This window comes from Aquamicrobium zhengzhouense (assembly GCF_016124105.1).
GTDB classification, from domain to species: domain Bacteria; phylum Pseudomonadota; class Alphaproteobacteria; order Rhizobiales; family Rhizobiaceae; genus Aerobium; species Aerobium zhengzhouense.
Window position 1 is genome coordinate 122,674 of sequence record NZ_JADGMQ010000007.1, and the last position, 19,546, is coordinate 142,219.

Annotated in this window: 17 protein-coding genes; 4 read left to right on the top strand and 13 right to left on the bottom strand. The window is 60.4% G+C overall.

What is annotated here, in order from left to right; translation table 11 throughout:
* Positions 1-7 precede the first annotated feature (7 nt).
* Genes IOD40_RS11620 through IOD40_RS11655 form a run of 8 tightly spaced genes read right to left on the bottom strand, consistent with a single transcriptional unit; the run spans position 8 to position 11,091 of the window.
* Positions 8-1,756, bottom strand: coding sequence for a M14 family metallopeptidase (locus IOD40_RS11620; protein ID WP_198476782.1), 1,749 nt, complete (start codon positions 1,754-1,756; stop codon positions 8-10).
* A 2-nt stretch (positions 1,757-1,758) separates the two neighbouring features.
* Positions 1,759-2,610 (bottom strand): ABC transporter permease, encoded by an 852-nt coding sequence (locus IOD40_RS11625; RefSeq protein ID WP_198476700.1) that lies wholly within the window; start codon positions 2,608-2,610, stop codon positions 1,759-1,761.
* Between the two features lie 4 nt (positions 2,611-2,614).
* A complete protein-coding gene (locus IOD40_RS11630) occupies positions 2,615-3,541 on the bottom strand; it encodes an ABC transporter permease (RefSeq protein WP_198476701.1) in 927 nt (308 codons plus the stop codon).
* 52 nt (positions 3,542-3,593) lie between these two features.
* On the bottom strand, positions 3,594-5,126 hold the full coding sequence (locus IOD40_RS11635) for an ABC transporter substrate-binding protein (protein WP_198476702.1): 1,533 nt from the start codon (positions 5,124-5,126) through the stop codon (positions 3,594-3,596).
* A gap of 26 nt (positions 5,127-5,152) precedes the next feature.
* The gene (locus IOD40_RS11640; protein WP_198476703.1) at positions 5,153-6,964 is read right to left on the bottom strand and encodes an ABC transporter ATP-binding protein; all 1,812 of its coding nucleotides are present in this window, start codon (positions 6,962-6,964) and stop codon (positions 5,153-5,155) included.
* Entirely contained in the window at positions 6,961-8,724 is a 1,764-nt protein-coding gene (locus IOD40_RS11645; protein ID WP_198476704.1) for an acetyl/propionyl/methylcrotonyl-CoA carboxylase subunit alpha, read from the bottom strand. Before IOD40_RS11645 ends, IOD40_RS11640 begins: the two co-directional genes overlap by 4 nt.
* On the bottom strand, positions 8,721-10,280 hold the full coding sequence (pxpB, locus tag IOD40_RS11650) for a 5-oxoprolinase subunit PxpB (protein ID WP_198476705.1): 1,560 nt from the start codon (positions 10,278-10,280) through the stop codon (positions 8,721-8,723). The genes IOD40_RS11645 and pxpB overlap by 4 nt, the downstream gene beginning before the upstream one ends.
* A gap of 46 nt (positions 10,281-10,326) precedes the next feature.
* On the bottom strand, positions 10,327-11,091 hold the full coding sequence (locus IOD40_RS11655; RefSeq protein ID WP_267905083.1) for a LamB/YcsF family protein: 765 nt from the start codon (positions 11,089-11,091) through the stop codon (positions 10,327-10,329).
* 228 nt (positions 11,092-11,319) lie between these two features.
* On the opposite strand from IOD40_RS11655, the gene IOD40_RS11660 reads away from it, so the two are divergent.
* The 4 genes from IOD40_RS11660 to IOD40_RS11675 all read left to right on the top strand — a co-directional run bounded on the left by IOD40_RS11660 (position 11,320) and on the right by IOD40_RS11675 (position 15,685).
* A complete protein-coding gene (locus IOD40_RS11660) occupies positions 11,320-12,003 on the top strand; it encodes a GntR family transcriptional regulator (protein WP_198476707.1) in 684 nt (227 codons plus the stop codon).
* Positions 12,004-12,277: 274 nt separating this feature from the next.
* Positions 12,278-13,630 carry an MFS transporter gene (locus IOD40_RS11665; RefSeq protein ID WP_198476708.1) on the top strand — a complete coding sequence of 451 codons (1,353 nt, stop codon included), beginning with the start codon at positions 12,278-12,280 and terminating at the stop codon, positions 13,628-13,630.
* Positions 13,631-13,776: 146 nt separating this feature from the next.
* The gene (locus IOD40_RS11670) at positions 13,777-14,991 is read left to right on the top strand and encodes a pyridoxal phosphate-dependent aminotransferase (RefSeq protein ID WP_198476709.1); all 1,215 of its coding nucleotides are present in this window, start codon (positions 13,777-13,779) and stop codon (positions 14,989-14,991) included.
* A 124-nt stretch (positions 14,992-15,115) separates the two neighbouring features.
* The gene (locus IOD40_RS11675; RefSeq protein ID WP_198476710.1) at positions 15,116-15,685 is read left to right on the top strand and encodes a peroxidase-related enzyme; all 570 of its coding nucleotides are present in this window, start codon (positions 15,116-15,118) and stop codon (positions 15,683-15,685) included.
* A 24-nt stretch (positions 15,686-15,709) separates the two neighbouring features.
* On the opposite strand, the gene IOD40_RS11680 is transcribed toward IOD40_RS11675, so the two are convergent.
* The 5 genes from IOD40_RS11680 to ugpA all read right to left on the bottom strand — a co-directional run bounded on the left by IOD40_RS11680 (position 15,710) and on the right by ugpA (position 19,538).
* Positions 15,710-16,207 carry an RES family NAD+ phosphorylase gene (locus tag IOD40_RS11680; protein ID WP_198476711.1) on the bottom strand — a complete coding sequence of 166 codons (498 nt, stop codon included), beginning with the start codon at positions 16,205-16,207 and terminating at the stop codon, positions 15,710-15,712.
* 8 nt (positions 16,208-16,215) lie between these two features.
* Positions 16,216-16,566, bottom strand: coding sequence for an antitoxin Xre/MbcA/ParS toxin-binding domain-containing protein (locus tag IOD40_RS11685; RefSeq protein ID WP_198476712.1), 351 nt, complete (start codon positions 16,564-16,566; stop codon positions 16,216-16,218).
* 88 nt (positions 16,567-16,654) lie between these two features.
* Positions 16,655-17,737 (bottom strand): sn-glycerol-3-phosphate ABC transporter ATP-binding protein UgpC, encoded by a 1,083-nt coding sequence (gene ugpC, locus IOD40_RS11690; RefSeq protein ID WP_198476713.1) that lies wholly within the window; start codon positions 17,735-17,737, stop codon positions 16,655-16,657.
* Between the two features lie 12 nt (positions 17,738-17,749).
* Positions 17,750-18,598, bottom strand: a complete 849-nt coding sequence (ugpE, locus tag IOD40_RS11695; RefSeq protein WP_198476783.1) for a sn-glycerol-3-phosphate ABC transporter permease UgpE — start codon at positions 18,596-18,598, stop codon at positions 17,750-17,752.
* Between the two features lie 55 nt (positions 18,599-18,653).
* Positions 18,654-19,538 carry a sn-glycerol-3-phosphate ABC transporter permease UgpA gene (gene ugpA / locus IOD40_RS11700; RefSeq protein WP_198476714.1) on the bottom strand — a complete coding sequence of 295 codons (885 nt, stop codon included), beginning with the start codon at positions 19,536-19,538 and terminating at the stop codon, positions 18,654-18,656.
* Positions 19,539-19,546: the final 8 nt, after the last annotated feature.

Here is a 19,546-nt window from a genome sequence, read left to right on the forward strand (position 1 = left end):
CGCGGCGCTAAACCGACGGGGCCGCGTCCAAAGTCTCGGCAATCTCCTGCCACGCTTCATAGGCAGCAAGAACCGTTTCGCACTGCGCCGTGTGGCCGGCCACGAACGCATCGCCATAGATGGTTTCGTCCGGATATTCGGTGATCAGCGTGACGGGGATCCGGTTTCTCTCGTCCAGCGAGACAAGGCACGGGAACCCATTGATCATCTCGAAACCGGTCTCTCCGGCATGCTGCTCGAACAGCTTTATCTGCCTTGCGTTCATATCGAGCAATCCCGGCAACTTGGCCAGACGGCGTGTCACGGCCTCTGTCAATTTGCGGGCCGGAATGTCCCATCCCTGATGGTGGCGCACTATCAGGAAAAAGCCCTTCGGCAGCGTCCACATCGCAAAATTGCGCGGGATGTAGCCTGAAAGGGGCCGGGTCCACTCATGGGCCGGATAGCCGTGCAGATTGACATGCAGCCTTGCGCCACTTCGCTTCTCGGCCTCGATCCTGATGGCGGTTTCAAACAGGAGAGGGCCAGCGTTGTCCGGGTCCCGATATTCGAGGTCATCGCCCAGCGCCGTGTAGCGCGCCGCATGCGACATGTGACGCGGGTTGTCTTGGCGGAGCCGCTGATGCAGCGCATATCCGTCCGGATTTTCGCCGGGAGCGAGCGTAAAGTTTGCGCTCTCGCGGCGGGAGAGGATGCGGGCGGCGCGCAGCGCGCCAACAATTCCGGTCGTCTCATTGGCGTGCTGACCACCGCTGATCATCACTGGCGCATCTGCACCCTCGACATGCACTGCCTGCACCTTGCGTCCCGAGCGGGCAGATGCGGTGAAAAGGGATCCACCGATACCCTCCAGCTCTGACGCGATCTGCTCTGCCGACAGGGGAGCAATTGCCTCGTCAAGCGGTTGGACGGGTGTTGGAAGGAAGCTGGTGGTAAAAGCCCGCTCCTCGATCCGCAGCGTAACCTTGCCAGAGCCTTTAACGACTTCGGGAACGATCTGGCCGGGGCGCAGGGTCCGATCGGTGAAGGCCCGCCCGGTCTTGCGGGTGAAGAACTCGATGGCCGAAAAATACAGATCTTCGTGGAGCGCTTCCTTCAGGCTGATGACCTCATCGCCGTAATCCAGCGGCTCGTCCTGGGCCGGATATTCAACGCGAAGGTTCAACTCTTCAAAGAACGGCTCTGTCTTGCCCCAATCATGCGCGGCAATCGCTGCAAGTGCGGCCTGATAAACCTGCTCGTAATCGGTGATGAGCCGCTCGCCCACAGGCTCACCCCCGCGCTTGATCCAACCGGTCGGCGACAGTGCAGGTTCGCCTGCTGCATCGTCATGCAGATGGTTTGGCGCAAAGACCCTGAGATCTTCAATGCGCCCATCGGAATGGCTCAGGCGCACGTCATAGTGCAGGGCATCGTCGTGACGCTCGATGAAATTGACCGGGCGCTCCCCGACCAGCGCGACCAGCGGATAGCATTCAAGGCGGAAGCGGTTTTGTGGCGCCGCCTCATGCGTTGGATAGCTAATCTCGATGGCCTGAACTCCATCGAGATTAATCTCTTCGAGAAACGCATGGAGAAGCGGCTTGTAGGCCGAACGAAGTCGTGCCTTCACACCCTTTTCGGCAAGAAGGCGCTGCGCCGCAAGCCGTCTCGCTCGATCATCGAACAGCCAGGCTTCCAGTTCATCGCCTTCTTTGGCCCCGGCGATAATCCGGTCGAGGGTCCGTTCAAAACTCTGTTCAAGCAACATTGTCAGTATCACGGTCTGGAGCTGCGTCCGCTCGGGTCAAGGCTGTCCCGCAGCCAGTCGCCGAGGAGGTTGAGGCCGAGCACGGTCAGAAGGATCGCCAGACCGGGAAAAACACTGACCCACCAGGCGGTTTGCAAATAAGTCCGGCCATCGGCCAGCATTCCGCCCCAGCTCGGCGTGCTCGGATCAATACCAAGACCAAGGAAGGTCAGGCTGCTCTCGAGCAGAATGTTGTTCGCGACATTGAGGGTCATCAGCACGATGACCGGGCCCAACAGATTTGGCAAAAGGTGCTGGAAGATGATCCGCCAGTTGGTGACGCCGATTGCGCGCGCCGACAGCACGAACTCGCGTTCGCGCAGGGTCAGAACCTGTCCCCGGACGAGACGGGCATATTTCACCCACTCCGACACGATCAGCAGGATGATCGTGTTGGTCAGGCTGGGGCCGACAATGGCGACAAAGGTCATCGCCAACAGGATGAAGGGCAGGGCGAGCTGGATGTCGGCAAAGCGCATCAGCAGCATATCCCAGAAGCCGCGATAATAGCCCGCGACTAGGCCGAGTACGACGCCAAGCAGCACCGCACCAATCACCGAAACAACGCCGACGAGGAGCGAAACCTTGCCGCCTGCGAGCACGCGGGCAAGAACGTCACGGCCAAGCGGATCGGTGCCGAACGGATGTGTCCAGTTGGTGAACGGGGCGGTGAGGCGCGCGGCCAGATCCACCTTCGTTGCCCCGCCGGGGAAAAGCACCTCGGAGAAAAGAACGCCGAAACAGATGATCGCGGTCAGCGAGGCGCCGATGATGAATTCGAGGTTGTAGAACCTGCTTCGACGGGCTGTGGTCGTGGCCATGGTGCTACTCCAACCGGATACGCGGATCGACGAGGCCGTAAGCGATGTCGACAATGAGATTGACCGCCACGATCAGCAGCGCAAGGACAGTGATCACGGCCTGAAGAACCGGATAGTCGCGCGCATTGACCGCATCGAAGGCGAGGGTGCCAAGGCCCGGCCAGCTGAAGACCTTCTCGATGACTACGAGGCCGCCGAGCATGCCGCCAAACTGCAGGCCGAAATAGGTGATGAGCGGGATCGCGCAGTTCCTCAGCGCATGCTTGTAGAGAACCTTGCTCTCGCTCAGCCCTTTTGCCCGGGCGACCATCACATATTGCGACTGCAGAGTTTCGAGCATGGCCGTTCGCACCAGCCGCACATTGGTCGCAGTCAGGATGATGCCCATGGTCAGCGTCGGCATGATGTAGCTTTCGAAGCTTCCCATCCCGCTTGGTGGCAACAGGCCAAGGGCGATCGAGAACAACAGGACCAGCATCGTGGCCAGCCAGAAGTTCGGGAAGGATACGCCGACCAGCGAGAAGATGCGGATCATCTGATCCGCTGCCTTGCCGCGAGAGACAGCCGCCCAGATACCGAGCGGGATCGACATGACAATCGAGACCAGCATCGAGACGAAAGCGAGCTTCAGGGTCGATGGTGCTGCTGCCGCAATCAGGCCGGAAACCGGCGCGCCGCCAGCGAAACTGCGGCCGAGGTCAAACGTCACCAGCCCTTTCAGGAACTCGAAATACTGCAGGTAGAAGGGTTTGTCGGTGCCGAGCGCTGCGCGCACGCGTTCCAGGTCGGCTTCCGACATGGAACCGCCGCCGCCGGCAAACATCATCACAGCCGGGTCGCCTGTCAGGCGGACGGCATAGGATACGAACAGCGTAATGACGATGACGACGAAGATCGCCTGCAATATTCGCTTGAAGAGATAGGTTGCCACGATCCGACCCCGGAGTGGGGAGCGCCGCACAATTGCGGCGCTCCGATTGACATTACTCGACGGTGATTTCGTTGAGCTTCAGACGGTTGTCCGGTGCTGCGACGAAATTCTTGACGCGCTTGCTGACACCGTAAATCGCGTTGGTGTTGTACAGCGGAAGCTCAAGTGCCTGATCGGCGACGTACTTGCCGATCTCCTTCAGAACCTTCTCGCGCTCGTTGCGGTCGGTGAGCGGGCGCTGCGACTCCAGCAGACGATCGAGTTCCGGATCGTTGCCGTACGGGTTCCACTGTTCGCCGGTGTGGTACATGGCGTAGGCAGTGTTGTCGTAGTCGAACGTCCAGCCACCCCACTTCTGCTGGAACATCGCACCGGTCTTGCCCTGCGGGATGATGTCCGAGATGAGCGTGCTGGTCTCATACGGCTTGATGGTCGGGTTGAGCCCAACCGCCTGCAGGTAGCTGACGATCACCTGAGCGACTTCATTCATCGAAGCGTCATTGCTCCGAATGTCGATCTGCAGCGGGGCACCTTGCGGGATACCTGCTTCTGCAAGCAGCTTCTTCGCGCCTTCCGGATCGTAGGGCAGGCCTTGCAGCTCCGGATCGTGGCCGAAGGAGAGCGCGCTCTGGAAGCTGACGATCTCCGACGCCTGACCGGCAAGGATGGCTTCAACGATGGTCGCGCGGTCCACCGACATGATGATCGCCTGACGGACCTTGAGGTCCGTGGTGATGCCATCACGCGTGTTGAAGCGAAGTGCATCGACCGTTGGCCCGGGGACGCTGACGACCTCAAGGTTCGACGCACCCTCGATGACCGGAATCATCGCAATCGGAATGGTCGGCGGAACCACGATGTCGATGCGGCCGGCCTGAAGCTCGGCAACCGCGGTCGACGGCTCGGAGATGAAGCGGTAGTTCAGCTCGGAGATCTTGGGAGCACCGCCCCAATAATCCGGATTGGCTTCAAGCTTGATGTCGACCTTCGGATTGTAGGAGACGAACTTGAATGCGCCGGTTCCGACCGGGTTCAGGTTGAACGCTTCGCCCTGTTCCTGGACATATTTCGGGGGGACGATCATCGCGCCATAGCCGGCAAGCTTCGTCAGAAGCACCGGGTCGGGAGCGTTCAGCTTGAAGTCGACCGTGAAGGGATCGATGATCTCGACACTTTCGATCGAGGTGTAGTTCGAGCGCTGGGGACCCTTCGCACCTTCATCGCCAAGGAGACGGTCGAAGGTGAACTTGACCGCTTCAGCGTTGAACTCTTCGCCATTGTGGAACTTCACATTCTGGCGAAGTTTGAAGCGGATGCGCTTGCCATCATCCAGCTCTTCCCAGGACTCGGCGAGACCCGGAACGATCTCCATGTCGGGACCGCGATAGGTCAGGCCGTCATAAATGTTGGTCGCGACCGCTGCCCAGGCGACAAGGAAGGTGTCGATCGGATCCCAGCTTGCTGGATCCTGCGGGACCGAAACCGTGACCGTGCCTTCGGCATAAGCAGGCACTGTTGCGAAGGAGACGCCACCAAGCGCAACGGCTGTCAGGCCTGCCAGAATTCCCCGTCTTATGATTTTCATCTGCATCACTCCTCTACGCGATTTGGTCAGGCACCCCGCGCCACAAAGTGGCCGGGGGATATTTCGTCGTGGCCGAGAATGGCCGGCTCATCGCCCACCCGGCGCACGGGATTGGGAATCTCGCCCTCGATCCGGATCTCGGCGCGGTCAAAAGCCGGGTCGGCAATCGGCACCGCGGAAAGTAGTCGCTTGGTGTAGGGATGAGACGTCTGTTCGAAGATTTGCTGGCGGCTGCCCATTTCCATGATCTGTCCAAGATAGAGCACGGCAACGCGATGGCTCATCTGCTCGACGACAGCCAGATCATGACTGATGAACAGGTAGGACAGGCCAAGATCAGCCTGCAGATCCATGAACAAATTGATGATCTGCGCCTGGATCGAGACATCGAGCGCCGAAAGCGCTTCATCGGCGATGATCAGCTTGGGGTTCGAGGCAAGGGCTCTGGCAATACAGATGCGCTGGCGCTGGCCACCGGAGAACTCGTGCGGGTAGCGTGAGGCGACCGCCGAGGGCAGCCCGACGCGCTCGAGCAATTCGTGGACGCGCTTCGTCACCTGCTTGCGGTCGCCGATGAGCCCGTGCGTGTGGATCGGCTCGGCAATTGAAAAGCCGACTGTCTTGCGCGGGTCCAGCGAGGCGAACGGATCCTGGAAGATGTATTGCACTTCCTGCCGCATCTTGAAGAGTTCAGCTGACGACATGTCGGCAAAACTCTTGCCTCGGACGCGGATCACGCCCGACTGTGCCCGTTGCAATTGCTGGATGGTGCGGCCGATCGTTGATTTTCCGGAGCCGGATTCGCCCACAAGCGCCAGGGTTTCGCCCGGATAAACGTCAAAGCTGACCTTGGAGACGGCGCTGAGACGGTGGGTGACCTTGCCGAAGAAGTTCTTGCGGATGTCGAACCGCACCAGCATGTCTTCGACAGACAGAAGCGGCTCGTCAGTACGCACCGTGTCCTGCACACGCTCCTCGCCGACAACTTTCGGCTGGCCATCTTCGAGGACGGTGAGAGGACGGCGCTTGGGCAGGCGCTCGCCTTTCATGCTGCCAAGGCGGGGAACCGCTGACAGCAGGGTGCGCGTATATGGATGCTGGGGATTGGCGAAGATCTCGCGGACCGGACCTTCCTCGACCTTGCGGCCCTTCCACATCACAACGACATGGTCGGCCATCTCGGCGACCACACCCATATCGTGCGTGATGAAGATCATCCCCATGCCGAGCTCGCGCTGCAGATCGCGCATGATGGTGAGGATCTGCGCCTGAATCGTAACATCGAGCGCGGTTGTCGGCTCGTCCGCGATCAGCAGCTTTGGCCGGCAGGCCAGCGCCATCGCGATCATCGCACGCTGGCGCATGCCGCCTGAAAGCTGATGCGGGTAGCGCTTCATCAGATTGGCGGCATCCGGCAGACGCACCATTTCCAGCAGCTGGCGAACCTTGTCCTCAGCCACAGCGCGCGAGACGTTTTCGTGCAGCAGGATGGCTTCGCTGATCTGATCGCCCACGGTGAAGACCGGGTTCAGCGAGGTCATTGGCTCCTGGAAGATCATGGCGATCTCATTGCCGCGAATGGACCGCATTTCCTTTTGCGTCGCCTGGGCAAGGTCGCGGCCCTCGAACATGATCTTGCCGCTCTTGAAGTGAGCACCAAGATTGTCCGTCAGGCGCATGATCGACAGCGAGGTCATCGACTTGCCGGAGCCGGATTCGCCGACGACGGCAACGGTCTGGCCGGCTTCAACCGTAAAGCTCAGATTCTCGACCACGCGGTTTTCGCCAAATGCGACGGTCAGGTCTTCAACAGAGAGAAGAGGAGTTTGGGTCGTCATTCTGTCGGCTTCTCCGGTTCGGCGGACGCTTGGGTCGACCGAACTTCTCCAAGAATATCCCCAGCACTGACCGATGTTCCTTCGGCCACAGATATTGAAAGCACGCCGGCGCATCCCGCAAGGATCGGCGTCTCCATTTTCATTGCTTCGATGATGGCCAGCACATCGCCTTGCTGAACGGGCAAGCGCGCCGCCGCCCGCCACGCGACAAGCGTACCGGACATCGGAGCGCGGACCTGGCCGGGAGAATCATCGGTAGTCGCGTCGAGTTCTTCGGCGACGTCTGCGTCACCTGAACCGAAAACCGTCCAATAGGCACGCGGTACATTGACGTCAACCATCTCGCCTTCGATCTCGATCCGTGCCTGCCGGGTTTGGGGCGTGCGCGCGGGTTTCGCGCGGGCATCGGCCTCGATGATAGCGGCGAATTCCGTCTCGATCCATCTTGTATGGACATTGAACTCGGGGCCGGCGAAATCCGGCTGCTCAAGCACCTCACGATGGAACGGCAGGACGGTCGGAACGCCCTCGATCTTGAATTCGGCCAGCGCTCTTCTTGCTCGCCGAATGGCGTGATCGCGGGTCTGACCGGTCACGATCAGCTTCGACGTCAACGAGTCGAAATGGCTTGGGATGACCGATCCGCTTTCGACGCCGGTATCGAGGCGCACGCCCGGCCCGGACGGCGGATCAAACCGCTTGATTTCGCCAAAGGCGGGAAGGAAGCCGCGTCCCGGATCTTCCGCATTGATACGAAATTCGAGCGAGTGACCGCGAGGAGCTGGCGTCTCGCTGATCGACAAGGGCAGACCGTCAGCAATGCGCAGCTGTTCGATGACGAGGTCGATGCCCGCCGTCTCTTCGGTGATCGGATGCTCGACTTGAAGCCGCGTATTGACTTCGAGGAACGACAAAACGCCAGCGGAGCTGAGCAGGTATTCGACGGTGCCTGCACCGACGTACCCTGCTTCCCGGCAGATTGCGGCAGCGGATTCGTGGATCGTGGCGCGCTGCGCGTCGGATATGAAGGGAGCCGGAGCTTCCTCAACCAGCTTCTGGTTGCGCCGCTGCAGCGAGCAATCTCTCGTGCCGACCACAACGACATTGCCATGGGTGTCGGCAATGACCTGCGCCTCAATGTGGCGCGGACGATCAAGATATTGTTCGATGAAGCATTCGCCACGACCGAAAGCGACAAGTGCCTCGCGCCGCGCAGACTCAAAGAGTTCCTCAACTTCAGCCAGATCGTGGGCGATCTTCAGGCCGCGTCCGCCGCCGCCATGCGCAGCCTTGATTGCGATCGGCATCCCGATCTGGCGGGCAAAAGCCAACGCATCCGCCGCGCTGTCGAGAGCGTTTTCACTGCCCTTGGCGAGGGGAGCGCCAATGCGAGCCGCGGTACGCCGCGCCTCGAGCTTGTCGCCGAGCGAGCGAATGACATCTGCGGACGGGCCGATCCAAATGAGCCCGGCATCGACCACTGCCTCGGCAAATTCCGCGCTTTCCGACAGGAAGCCATAGCCCGGATGCACGGCATCCGCGCCGCTACGCTTCGCGAGGCCGATCAGCTTCTCGATGTCGAGATAGGTGTCTTTCGGGCCATTGCCGCCCAGCGCGAAGGCTTCGTCAGCATGGCGGACGAACAGAGCGTTCGCATCGTCGTCAGCGTAGACCGCGACCGACTTGACCCCATAATCGCGACACGCCCTGACAATGCGCAGGGCGATCTCACCGCGATTGGCGATCAGGACCTTCTTCATGTTCTGCCGTTCATGTTCGTGCTGCCGATGGCATTGAAGCGAATGCGCGCTCCGGCGGGAATCTGGCTCGCTAAACCGAGTTGTTCGGCGCGAAGCGTTGCGATGACAGGATAACCGCCCGTCACGGGGTGATCTTTCAGGAAGAGAACCGGCTGGCCATTTGCGGGCACCTGGATTGCGCCGGCAAGGGTCGCCTCGCTAGGCAATTCGCCTTGAACCAGACGCTCAAGCGCATCGCCCGTTAGCCGCATGCCGACCCGGTTGCTCTGCTGGCCCACAACCCACTCCTGGCTCAGGAATTGGCCCACCGCGTCTTGCGTGAACCAGTCGTGACGCGGCCCGAGATAGACATCAAGCGCGACAGTGTCACCCGCGCGCGGCATCGCAAAGGCAGGTTCGGCCGTTGGCTGTACGGCAAGCCGCGTCTTCGTCGGGTTCAGCGGCACCAGATCACCAGCCTTGACCGGTTCGGGACCAAGTTGCGCCAAAGTATCGGCAGACGCGCTGCCGAGGACCAGTGTGAAATCAAAGCCGCCGCGTACTGCAAGATAAGACCGGACGCCTGCGCTCGGCGCTTCAATCGTGACGACATCACCATCATCGAGCGCGAGAGCTGTCCACGATTTCAGGCTTGTCCTAGCCCCATCAGAGTCGAGGACAGCTATGCTTTCGGCCGCTCCGGTGACCGCCGCAACGATTTTACCGTTGACCCTGAACGTGAACGGCGCAGGCGGAATTTCCAGCGCGACTGCCGAACGTGCATTCCCAACAATGCGATTGGCCGAAAGGTAGGAAGCGCTATCTGCTGCACCGGAAAGGCTGATCCCATGTTGAGACAGGCCGGGACGGCCAAGATCTTGCGCCAGGACCGGCAAAGGTGCGGAAATCACCTCGATTGAGCAGGCGGCGTCAGCCTTGCGGACTGCGGAGACTGCGGTGTTTTCGCGAAGGGTCTCAAAGCTCTGCACAGCCCGGAAACGCACCCGAAGTCCCGGCCGCAACAGGGCAGCGGGCTCGCGGTTGATGTCGAACATCGCCAGATCCGTGCGACCGATCAGCTGCCATCCGCCGGGGCTCGCCTTCGGATAAACGCCGGTAAATTCACCGGCCAGACCGACAGCTCCTTCCGGAACAATCGTTCGCGGCGAGGAGCGGCGCGGGACATGAAGGTTTGTTGTTCCGCCGGACAGATAGGCAAAGCCCGGCGCAAACCCGGTGAATGCGACCGAGAAAATCGTTTCCGTGTGGCGGCGGATGACTTCATCGACATCGCAGCCGAGGATTTGGGCTACGTCGGTGAGATCTTCTCCGTCGTAGACTACCGGGATCTCGACGATTTCGCCTGCCTGACCGAGATCTGTGTCAGCGCTGCGCGCCAGAACCTGCTCAACAATCTCGTTGCGATTCGTAATTTGCGCGTCATGGCGAACGAGCAGGGTGCGAGCGCCGGGCACGAATTCTTCGATACCGGCTACCGGATCAGCCGTCAGTCCGGCACTTGCCGACATCACCTCGGCGAGCGTGTCAAACTCGATGAGGAACGCGCCCGGCCGCATGGGCAGAACTCGCGCTCGAGAAGATGATGACGGCGAATTTTGCATGTCAGATGGCCGGGGCGAAGGGTTCGATCCTCAGACCCGCAGCGTCGAAGGCCTGACGAACAGTACGCGCGAGGGCAACCGCATTCGGGGAGTCGCCGTGCACACAGATCGACTGTGCGTTGAGCTTGATCGTCTGCCCGTCGATGGATTTGACCACGCCGTCCCGCGCCATTGCCAGCGCGCGCGATGCAACCTCGTTCACGTCGTGGACGACAGCGCCCGGCTGGGTACGCGAAACCAACTGACCATCGGCAGTGTAGGCGCGGTCGGCAAAGACTTCTTCGACCACTGTCAGGCCTGCCGCACGCGCCTGTTCCACGACAGGAGCTCCGGCAAGCGCCAGCAAGACGAGTTCAGGATCAATCGCCTTGATCGCGCGGATGACGTCGTCAGCCTGCCGCTGATTGTGGGCAATCGTGTTATAGAGGGCGCCGTGCGGCTTGACGTAGGTAACCTTGGCCTTGGCTGCGGCAGCGAGGCCTTTGAGGGCACCGATCTGATAGATCACGTCCCCGAAAAGCTCTTCGCTGGTCGGCTCCATGTTCCTTCGGCCAAAGCCGGCAAGATCTCGATATCCGACATGGGCGCCGATGGCGATGTTGCGTTCGACGGCCGCCTTTATGGTGCGCAGAATTCCCGCGGGGTCACCAGCATGAAACCCACAGGCGATATTCGCGCTGCTGACAATGTCGAGCATGGCGACGTCGTCGCCCATCGGCCAAGGCCCGAAGCTCTCGCCCAGATCGCTGTTTAGATCACAAACCAATCTTACCTCACCCGGACAAACAGATGTCAGACGGACTGATAATGACCCCGAAGGCTAACAACATCCGACAACCCTGTCCATAATGTTGAACAATCTTTCCTGTTTATACCACGTGACGACACGTCATTGCTGTGTATGTTAAGCGCAGCGTTGGGCTGGTCCCTATCGGGCCTTGCCACCATCCGGCCCGCGCGTCACAGGCAGTCTTGCGCAGTCACTGAGAGAAACATGGCACTGATCGAGAACACTACCGCCCCGGTTTCGGGTCCCGCCCAGCTTCTGGCTGAGATGGTGGCGGACCGAATTCGCCAGAAGGTAGTGTCTGGTGAGTTGTCACCGGGCGAGCATCTTTCCGAGGTCGCGCTCAGCGAGGAATTGCAGGTTTCGCGCAATACATTGCGGGAAGTGTTCCGCCTGCTGACGAAGGAGGGCATTCTACGTCACGAGGCCAATCGCGGGGTCTTTGTCGCAACACCGAGCATTTCGACAATCATCGACATTTACCGCATCCGGCGTCTGATCGAGTGCCAGGCGCTGGCCGAGGGATATCCGAACCATCCGGCGATCGCCAGGATGAAGAAGGCGGTCGAGGCCGCGAGACAGGCGCGCGAGGAAGGCAAGTGGCTTTCCGTAGGCAGTGCGGACATTGCGTTTCATGCTGCGATCGTGGAACTCGCAGACAGTTCCCGCTTGTCATCATTCTTTGCGCAGATCCTGCTGGAACTGCGTCTCGTCTTCGGTCTCCTGCAAGATCCCGAATATCTGCACGCGCCCTTTGTCGACCAGAACCAGAAGCTCCTGGAGCAGGTTGAACTCGGAAATTTCCGCACAGCGGCTGAAATGCTGGACAGCTATCTCTTGCAGGCGGAGCGTTTCATCATGCTCGCTTACGCCCGCGCGATCGAAGGCTGATCCGTTTCCGCGCCTGCGATTTTTCGCCCTCGGTTTAACGAAATTTCGTCAGAGCTGCGACAATCGTTATCATCATATCGTTTTGATCGCGAATAATTTGAATTCACGAATGTGATCGCGCTTGTTATAGGCCGCCTCGTATCAAGTAAGGCGGCTTAGCGCTTGTCGCGGCCAGACCTTGCGAGTGCACGCGCGTGACCCGGCTAGCCAGGCCGGCCTGTCTCCTCCCAAGCGCGCATCGTACGAGGTATCGCCTGGCTATGGAGTGAATTGAATGTCCACCACCGTTTCCGCCGCGCCACCTGATAGCGCGCCAGCGAACTCACGGACGCAAGTTCTGTTTGCAAGTCTTGTCGGCACGACAATCGAGTTCTACGACTTTTACGTTTACGCAACGGCAGCTGTTCTTGTCTTCCCGCACCTGTTCTTTCCGTCGGGGAACGAGACGGTCGCACTTCTTGCGTCCTTCGCTGTCTTCGGCGCAGCGATGATTGCCCGCCCGCTGGGCGCGATCTTCTTCGGGCATCTCGGCGACAAGCGCGGCCGCAAGATCACCCTTGTTGCCGCCTTGCTTACCATGGGTATCGCCACCTTCCTCATCGGTCTGCTTCCGACCTATGCGACAGCTGGCTGGATTGCCCCGTTCCTGCTCGTCGTCATGCGCCTTGCCCAAGGGTTTGCGCTCGGTGGTGAATGGAGCGGCGCGGCGTTGGTCGCGACGGAAAATGCGCCTCCCGGAAAGCGCGCCATCTATGGCACTTTCCCGCAGCTCGGCGCTCCGCTTGGGTTCATCCTCGCCAACGGTCTGTTCCTGATTATTGCAGCGCTTCTGCCGTCTGAAGATCCGTCCCGCCCATCCGAGGCCTTCCTCAGCTGGGGCTGGCGCATTCCCTTCCTGTTCTCTGCCGTCATGGTGGTCGTCGGCCTGTGGGTTCGTCTGAACCTGGTTGAGAGCAACGCGTTCGAAAACGCGGTCAAAAAGGGTCGCGTTCGCAAGCTGCCAATGGCTGAAGCCTTCAAGAAGCACTGGCTCGAGCTGATCCTCGGCACGTTCTACATGCTTGCGACCTATGTGCTGTTCTATCTGATGACGACCTTCTCGCTCAGCTATGGGCGCGCATCAGAGACAGGCGCACTTCCGGGCCTCGGCTACGACTACACGGATTTCGTGCTGATGATGATTGTCGGCGTCGTCTTCTTTGGCATCTTCACCATGGTCTCGGGACCGTGGGCTGATCGCTGGGGACGCCGCAAGACGCTGATCTGGGTGACGCTCGCCATTGCTGTCTTTGGCATGGTCTGGGTGCCGATGCTCAGCTCGGGCTTCGTGGGCGTCATGGCGTGGCTCATCATTGGCTTCACCTTGATGGGGCTGACCTTCGGGCCGATGGGCGCACTCTTGCCGGAACTCTTCCCGGCAAATGTCCGCTACACGGGCTCGGGCATTTCCTACAACGTCTCGTCCATCCTTGGTGCCGCGGTCGCACCGTTCATTGCGGTTGCGCTGTGGAGCTACGGCGATGGCAGCCCTTACTGGGTTGGCGTGTACCTCTCCATCATGGCGCTGGTGACCCTCGTCGCGCTGCTGGTCGGTACCGAGACCAAGGACGTCGATATCGACGAGTAATCGCAGCTCAAGGCGAGAAATAGTGAAGGGCCGGGCGGCACAAGCAGCCCGGCCCTATTCATTTGTGTCGCGCAGCTGATAGTGCTTTACCTCTCCTACGGAGAGATTGTGCCGGATCCGGCACATGGAGACGGGGGACAGTAAACTTGTCGATTGAAGAAAAATTTGCCCGCCTTGGCACCGACAATGCGCCCGGTCAGGAAGTGCGCCAGGCCGCCGACGGCATCGAAAAGCTGATGCGCGGCGACACGCTCGAAGGCACGCCAGTCGACTTTTCGCATGGCGATGTCGACGCGTTCCTGCCGACGCCGGGCTCGTTGGAGGTGTTTTCGGCTGGCTACGCCATGGGGGCCAAGCAGGCCTACACCGAATATCGCGGCGATATCGGCATTCGCGAGATGGTTGCCGAGCGCCTCTCCGCCTTCACCGGCGCCCCGGTCGACGCGCGCGACGGCCTCATCATCACGCCGGGCACGCAGGGCGCACTGTTCCTCGCTATCGCCACGACCACGGCGCGCGGCGACAAGGTTGCGATCATGCAGCCGGACTATTTTGCCAACCGCAAGCTCGTCGAGTTCTTCGAAGGCGAGATGATCCCGGTTCAGCTCGACTATGTGAACGCCGGGAACAATGCCGGCATCAACCTCAACGAGTTGGAGCAGGCATTCAAGGACGGCGCAAAGGTCTTCCTGTTCTCGAATCCGAATAATCCGGCCGGCGTGGTCTACTCCGCCGACGAGATTGCAGCGATTGCCGAGCTTGCAAGCCGTTATGGTGCGACCGTCATCGTCGACCAGCTTTATTCGCGCCTGCTCTATTCGGGCCTGGCCTACACCCACCTTCGCGCCAGCAAGATCGATCCGGAAAACGTCATCACCATCATGGGCCCGTCGAAGACGGAATCGCTCAGCGGCTATCGTCTTGGGGTCGCCTTCGGCTCAAAGAAGCTGATCGACCGCATGGAAAAGCTGCAGGCGATCGTGTCGCTGCGCGCCGGTGGCTACAGCCAGGCCGTGCTGCGCACCTGGTTCGCCGAGGAAGCTGGCTGGATGGATGAGCGCATTCGCCTCCATCAGGCAATCCGCGATGACCTTCTGACGGTCCTGCGTGGCTGTGACGGCGTCTTTGCCCGCACGCCGCAGGCTGGCAGCTATCTCTTCCCGCGCCTGCCGAAGCTTGCCGTCTCCTACGCTGACTTCATCAAGATCCTGCGCTTGCAGGCTGGCGTCAGCGTCACGCCGGGCACCGAGTTCAGCCCGCACTGTGCCGATAGCATCCGCTTCAACTTCTCGCAGGACCACAAGGCAGCCGTCGCCGCGGTCGAGCGCCTCGTCACGCTTGTCGACCGATACCGCGCATAATTAACGCGCTGTTGCGTTGATTAATCCGCGAGTCGCGAAGAAACTGAGATGAGAGGTGCCCCAACAGGCACTGCCTCATCCGGTTCGGCGAGAGGCCTTGAGTGCGGAGACAAAGGAAAACGCGATGACTGAACGCCCGATCAGCAGATTTCCGGTTCCAGCTCTCGATGGACTGCCTGCCGACATCAAGGAACGTATCGAGGCGGTGCAGGAAAAATCGGGCTTCGTGCCGAATGTGTTTCTTGCGCTCGCCCACAGGCCAGATGAGTTTCGCGCGTTCTTTGCCTATCACGATGCACTGATGGACAAGCCCGGCAACCTCACCAAGGCCGAGCGCGAGATGGTCGTGGTTGCGACCAGCAGCGCCAATCAGTGTCATTATTGCGTGATTGCGCACGGGGCGATCTTGCGCATCCGGGCGAAAGATCCGCTGATCGCCGACCAGATTGCCGTCAATTACCGCAAGGCAGACATCACGCCAAAGCAGAAGGCGATGCTCGACTTTGCGATGAAGGTCTCGACGCGCGCGCACGAAGTCGATGAGGCCGACACGGATACGCTTGCGGCCCATGGCTTTACCGAGGACGACATCTGGGACATCACCGCAATTACTGCCTTCTTCGGAATGTCCAACCGTCTCGCCAACGTCTCCAGCATGCGGCCCAATGACGAATTCTATTCGCTGGGCCGTTAGGAGCTGAGGTCAGGGCCTTAGAATTCAGCGACTGAGGCGCTGCTCGTCATCGATCAGCGCAAGCTTCGCGGGTGGCGTGTCTCCCCAGCGCCAAAGGACGATGTTGAGATCCTCATCGCCTGCGCCCTTGGCGAAACTTTTCACCAGAAGTCCGTGATGACCGGCCTCGAAGAGGCGTCTGGCAAGCTCCTGCGTAGCAGAAGCGCCGCGCTCTCTCATTTCGTCGCGCCAGTTGTTCATGGCCAGCGCATCCGCGCTCATGTCGAATGCGGCCAGAGCCTGAGCGTCCCGCGTATCGAAAATGTTCTCGATGTCGGCGTCGTACGAAACCAGTGTCGTCGGCTGGAGGCTGCCCGCCTGATTTGCCTCGCGAAGGGCCGTCATGATGCTGAGGGAAAGATAGAGCGCCGGGGTTCCCTTGCAGTTGAACCGCCCGCCATATAGCTCGGCCCCGCGGCCCGACATTGGTTCACGCGCATAGACCGGGTTGAGCGCCCGGTAGAGGATGCCGCGATAGTGCAAGACTTCGCTCAGGCGTGAACGCCAGCGTCGACGGCATCGATATAATCGAGCACATCCATCGCGCGGCCATCACGAACAAGCTGCATCGCCGTCATGCCCGAAAAGCCGGGCAGGGGCTCTGAACGATACCAGGCGTAAGCCATCAAGGCCGAGCCAAAGCGGGGCTCTACCTTGTTGATGATCTCGGTCACCTCGCGCAGGCGGCGCTGCGTCTTGTCCGAGTGAAGCCGTTCCTTGCGCTGGATGGCGTCACGGCCCAGCCCCGCCGACCGCGCGATTTCCTCGCTCGTCGTGCGTAGGGCTGCAGCTATCTTGCGAGGGGAAAAAAACCCATCGTCAGCATATTGCGCCAGACCCATCTCGACACCCTAAAGTTGCCACTATCTCTGACGCAATATAGCGTCAGAACCAGTGGCTTTCAAGGTGAGGGCTATCAGGTCGCGGCGCTCAGATCCGCCGCCCGCTTGCCGCATCGAAGATGTGCACCATGCTGGGGTCGATTGACAGCGGCAGGAGATCTCCGTCGCGCACGCGGACGCTTCCCGGGAGCCGTGCGACCAGTTCACTGGAGCGCGACTCGCCATTGGCGGGATGGCCGTGTGCCAGAGTGTCTGCTCCAAGCGTTTCGACCGCGGTGACCTTGAGCTGTAAATCTGGCGCTGCGCCATTTTCGATCAATGTCAGATGTTCCGGGCGGATACCGAGCAGAACCTCGCGTCCGCTGTCCGGCAGCGTCGCTCCGCTGATTGCGATTTCCGTCCCATCGGCCAATATATGCCCGCTCTGGCTGGACTTTGCAGCAAGGAGGTTCATCGCAGGTGAGCCAATGAAGCCGGCGACGAAGACGCTGGCCGGCCGTTCATAGATGGCCATTGGCGTATCAATCTGCTCGGCAAGGCCCTGGTTCATGACCACCAGCGTATCGGCAAGCGTCATTGCCTCGACCTGATCGTGGGTCACGTAAACGCTGGTGACGCCGAGCGTCTTTTGCAGGTTCTTGATCTCGATGCGCATCTGGCCGCGCAGCTTGGCATCGAGGTTGGACAGCGGTTCATCAAACAGGAACGCTTTCGGGCTGCGCACGATGGCGCGGCCCATTGCGACGCGCTGACGCTGGCCGCCCGAGAGTTCGCGCGGCCTGCGCTCGAGGAAATCGGCAAGGCCGAGCGTGGCGGCAGCTTCCCGCACACGCTTGTCGATCTCGTCCTTGGCCATGCCACGATTGCGCAGGCCATAGGCCATGTTGTCGTAGACCTTCATGTGCGGATAGAGCGCGTAGTTCTGGAACACCATCGCGATGTCGCGTTCTGCGGGACCTCGGTCATTGACGACCTCGCCGCCGATCTCGACCGTGCCGGAGGTGATCTCCTCAAGCCCCGCAATCATGCGCAGGAGCGTCGACTTTCCGCAGCCGGACGGGCCGACGAGCACGCACATTGCACCATCGGGAATGGAGATCGACACGCCCTTCACGGCTTCGACGCGGCCGCCATAGACCTTGCGAACGTCTTTCAAATCAACGGTTGCCATCAGTCGGCCTTCTCACTTCTCGGTTTCAACCAGGCCCTTCACGAACCAGCGCTGCATCAGCACCACCACCAGGATCGGCGGCAGGATTGCGAGCACGCAGGTGACCATGACGAGGTGCCACTGGGTGTCTGCATCGGCGAAGGAGACCATTTTCCTCAGCGCGATGACGATGGTGTTCATGTCGTTGCGGTTGGTGACGAGCAGCGGCCAAAGGTACTGCGTCCAGCCGTAGATGAAGAGGATCACGAACAGAGCCGCGATGTTGGTCTTCGACAGCGGAAGCAGAATATCCTTGAAGAACCGCCATGGTCCGGCCCCGTCAACACGCGCCGCTTCAACCAGTTCGCCCGGAATGGTGAGGAAGAACTGACGGAAGAGAAGCGTCGCCGTGGCCGATGCCATCAAGGGCAGCGTCAGGCCGGTATAGGTGTCGATCAGACCCAGATCGACCATCACCTTGTAGGTCGGCAGGATACGCACCTCGACCGGGAGCATCAGCGTGATGAAGATCACCCAGAAGAAGAACATGCGCCCCGGAAACCGGAAGAACACGATCGCAAAGGCCGACAGGATCGAGATGAAGATCTTGCCGATGGCGATCGCGAGCGCGACGACCGTGGTGTTGAACAAAAGCGTCGAGACGTCGACACCGCCGATACGCCCGATCCCGCCGAAGAGCGCCGTCGAATAGTTCTCCCAGAACTGGTCACCCGGCAAGAGCGGCAGCGGCGGACGCAGAATCGTCTGCAGCGAATGGGTCGAGGCGACGAAGGTGTAATAGATCGGGAAGGCAACGATGAAGATGCCGATGATCAGGATCGCGTGTGCCGTGTAGCGCGACGAGCGGGAGAGGCCGATCATGCCTCCATGCTCCTTTCGGCCGAGTGCGGCGGCGCGGGTGGGTGCCGTGGACGTATCAGCCATAGTGCACCTTCTTTTCAACATACCGGAACTGGAACGCCGTCAGCGCGATGACGATGACCATCAGGATCACCGACTGCGCGGCAGAATCGCCAAAGTTCAGGTTCACGAAGCCATCATTGTAGACCTTGTAGACGAGTGTCTCGGTCCACTTGCCGGGTCCACCGCCGGTCACCGCATGGATGATGCCGAACGTGTCGAAGAAGGCGTAGGTCGTGTTGATGACGAGCAGGAAGAAGGTTGTCGGTGCGAGCAGCGGGAAGATGATCGTCCAGAAACGCTTCGTCTCGCCCGCGCCATCAATGGCGGCAGCCTCGATCAGCGTCTTCGGGATCGCTTGCAGCCCGGCAACGAAAAACAGGAAATTGTAGCTGATCTGCTTCCACGCAGCCGCCGCGATGACGAGCGACATGGCCTGCGGGCCATTGAGCAGCGGATCCCACGGATAGCCGGCCGCGCGCAGCATGTAAGCGAACGTTCCCATGGTGGGATTGAACATGAAAAGCCACAAAAGGCCGGCGATTGCAGGCGCAACCGCATAGGGCCAGATCATCAGCGTGCGGTAAAAGCCACGACCCTTGATGATCTTGTCGGCCATCACCGCCAGAAGCAGCGCAAGTACTATCGCGATGAAAGCGGTGGCGACGGAGAAGATCACCGTGGTCTGGACGCTGGCAATGTAACTTGGCTGGCTCAGCACCTTCTTGAAATTGGCGAGACCGACGAAAGTGGTCTTCAAGCCAAAGGCGTCTTCACGCAGGACCGATTGATACAGCGCCTGGCTTGCGGGCCAGTAGAAGAAGACGAGGGTGATCGCGAGCTGGGGGGCCAGCAAAAGATAGGGTAGGATCTTGTTCGGAAAGACGACGCGCGGGGACAAATGGTCTC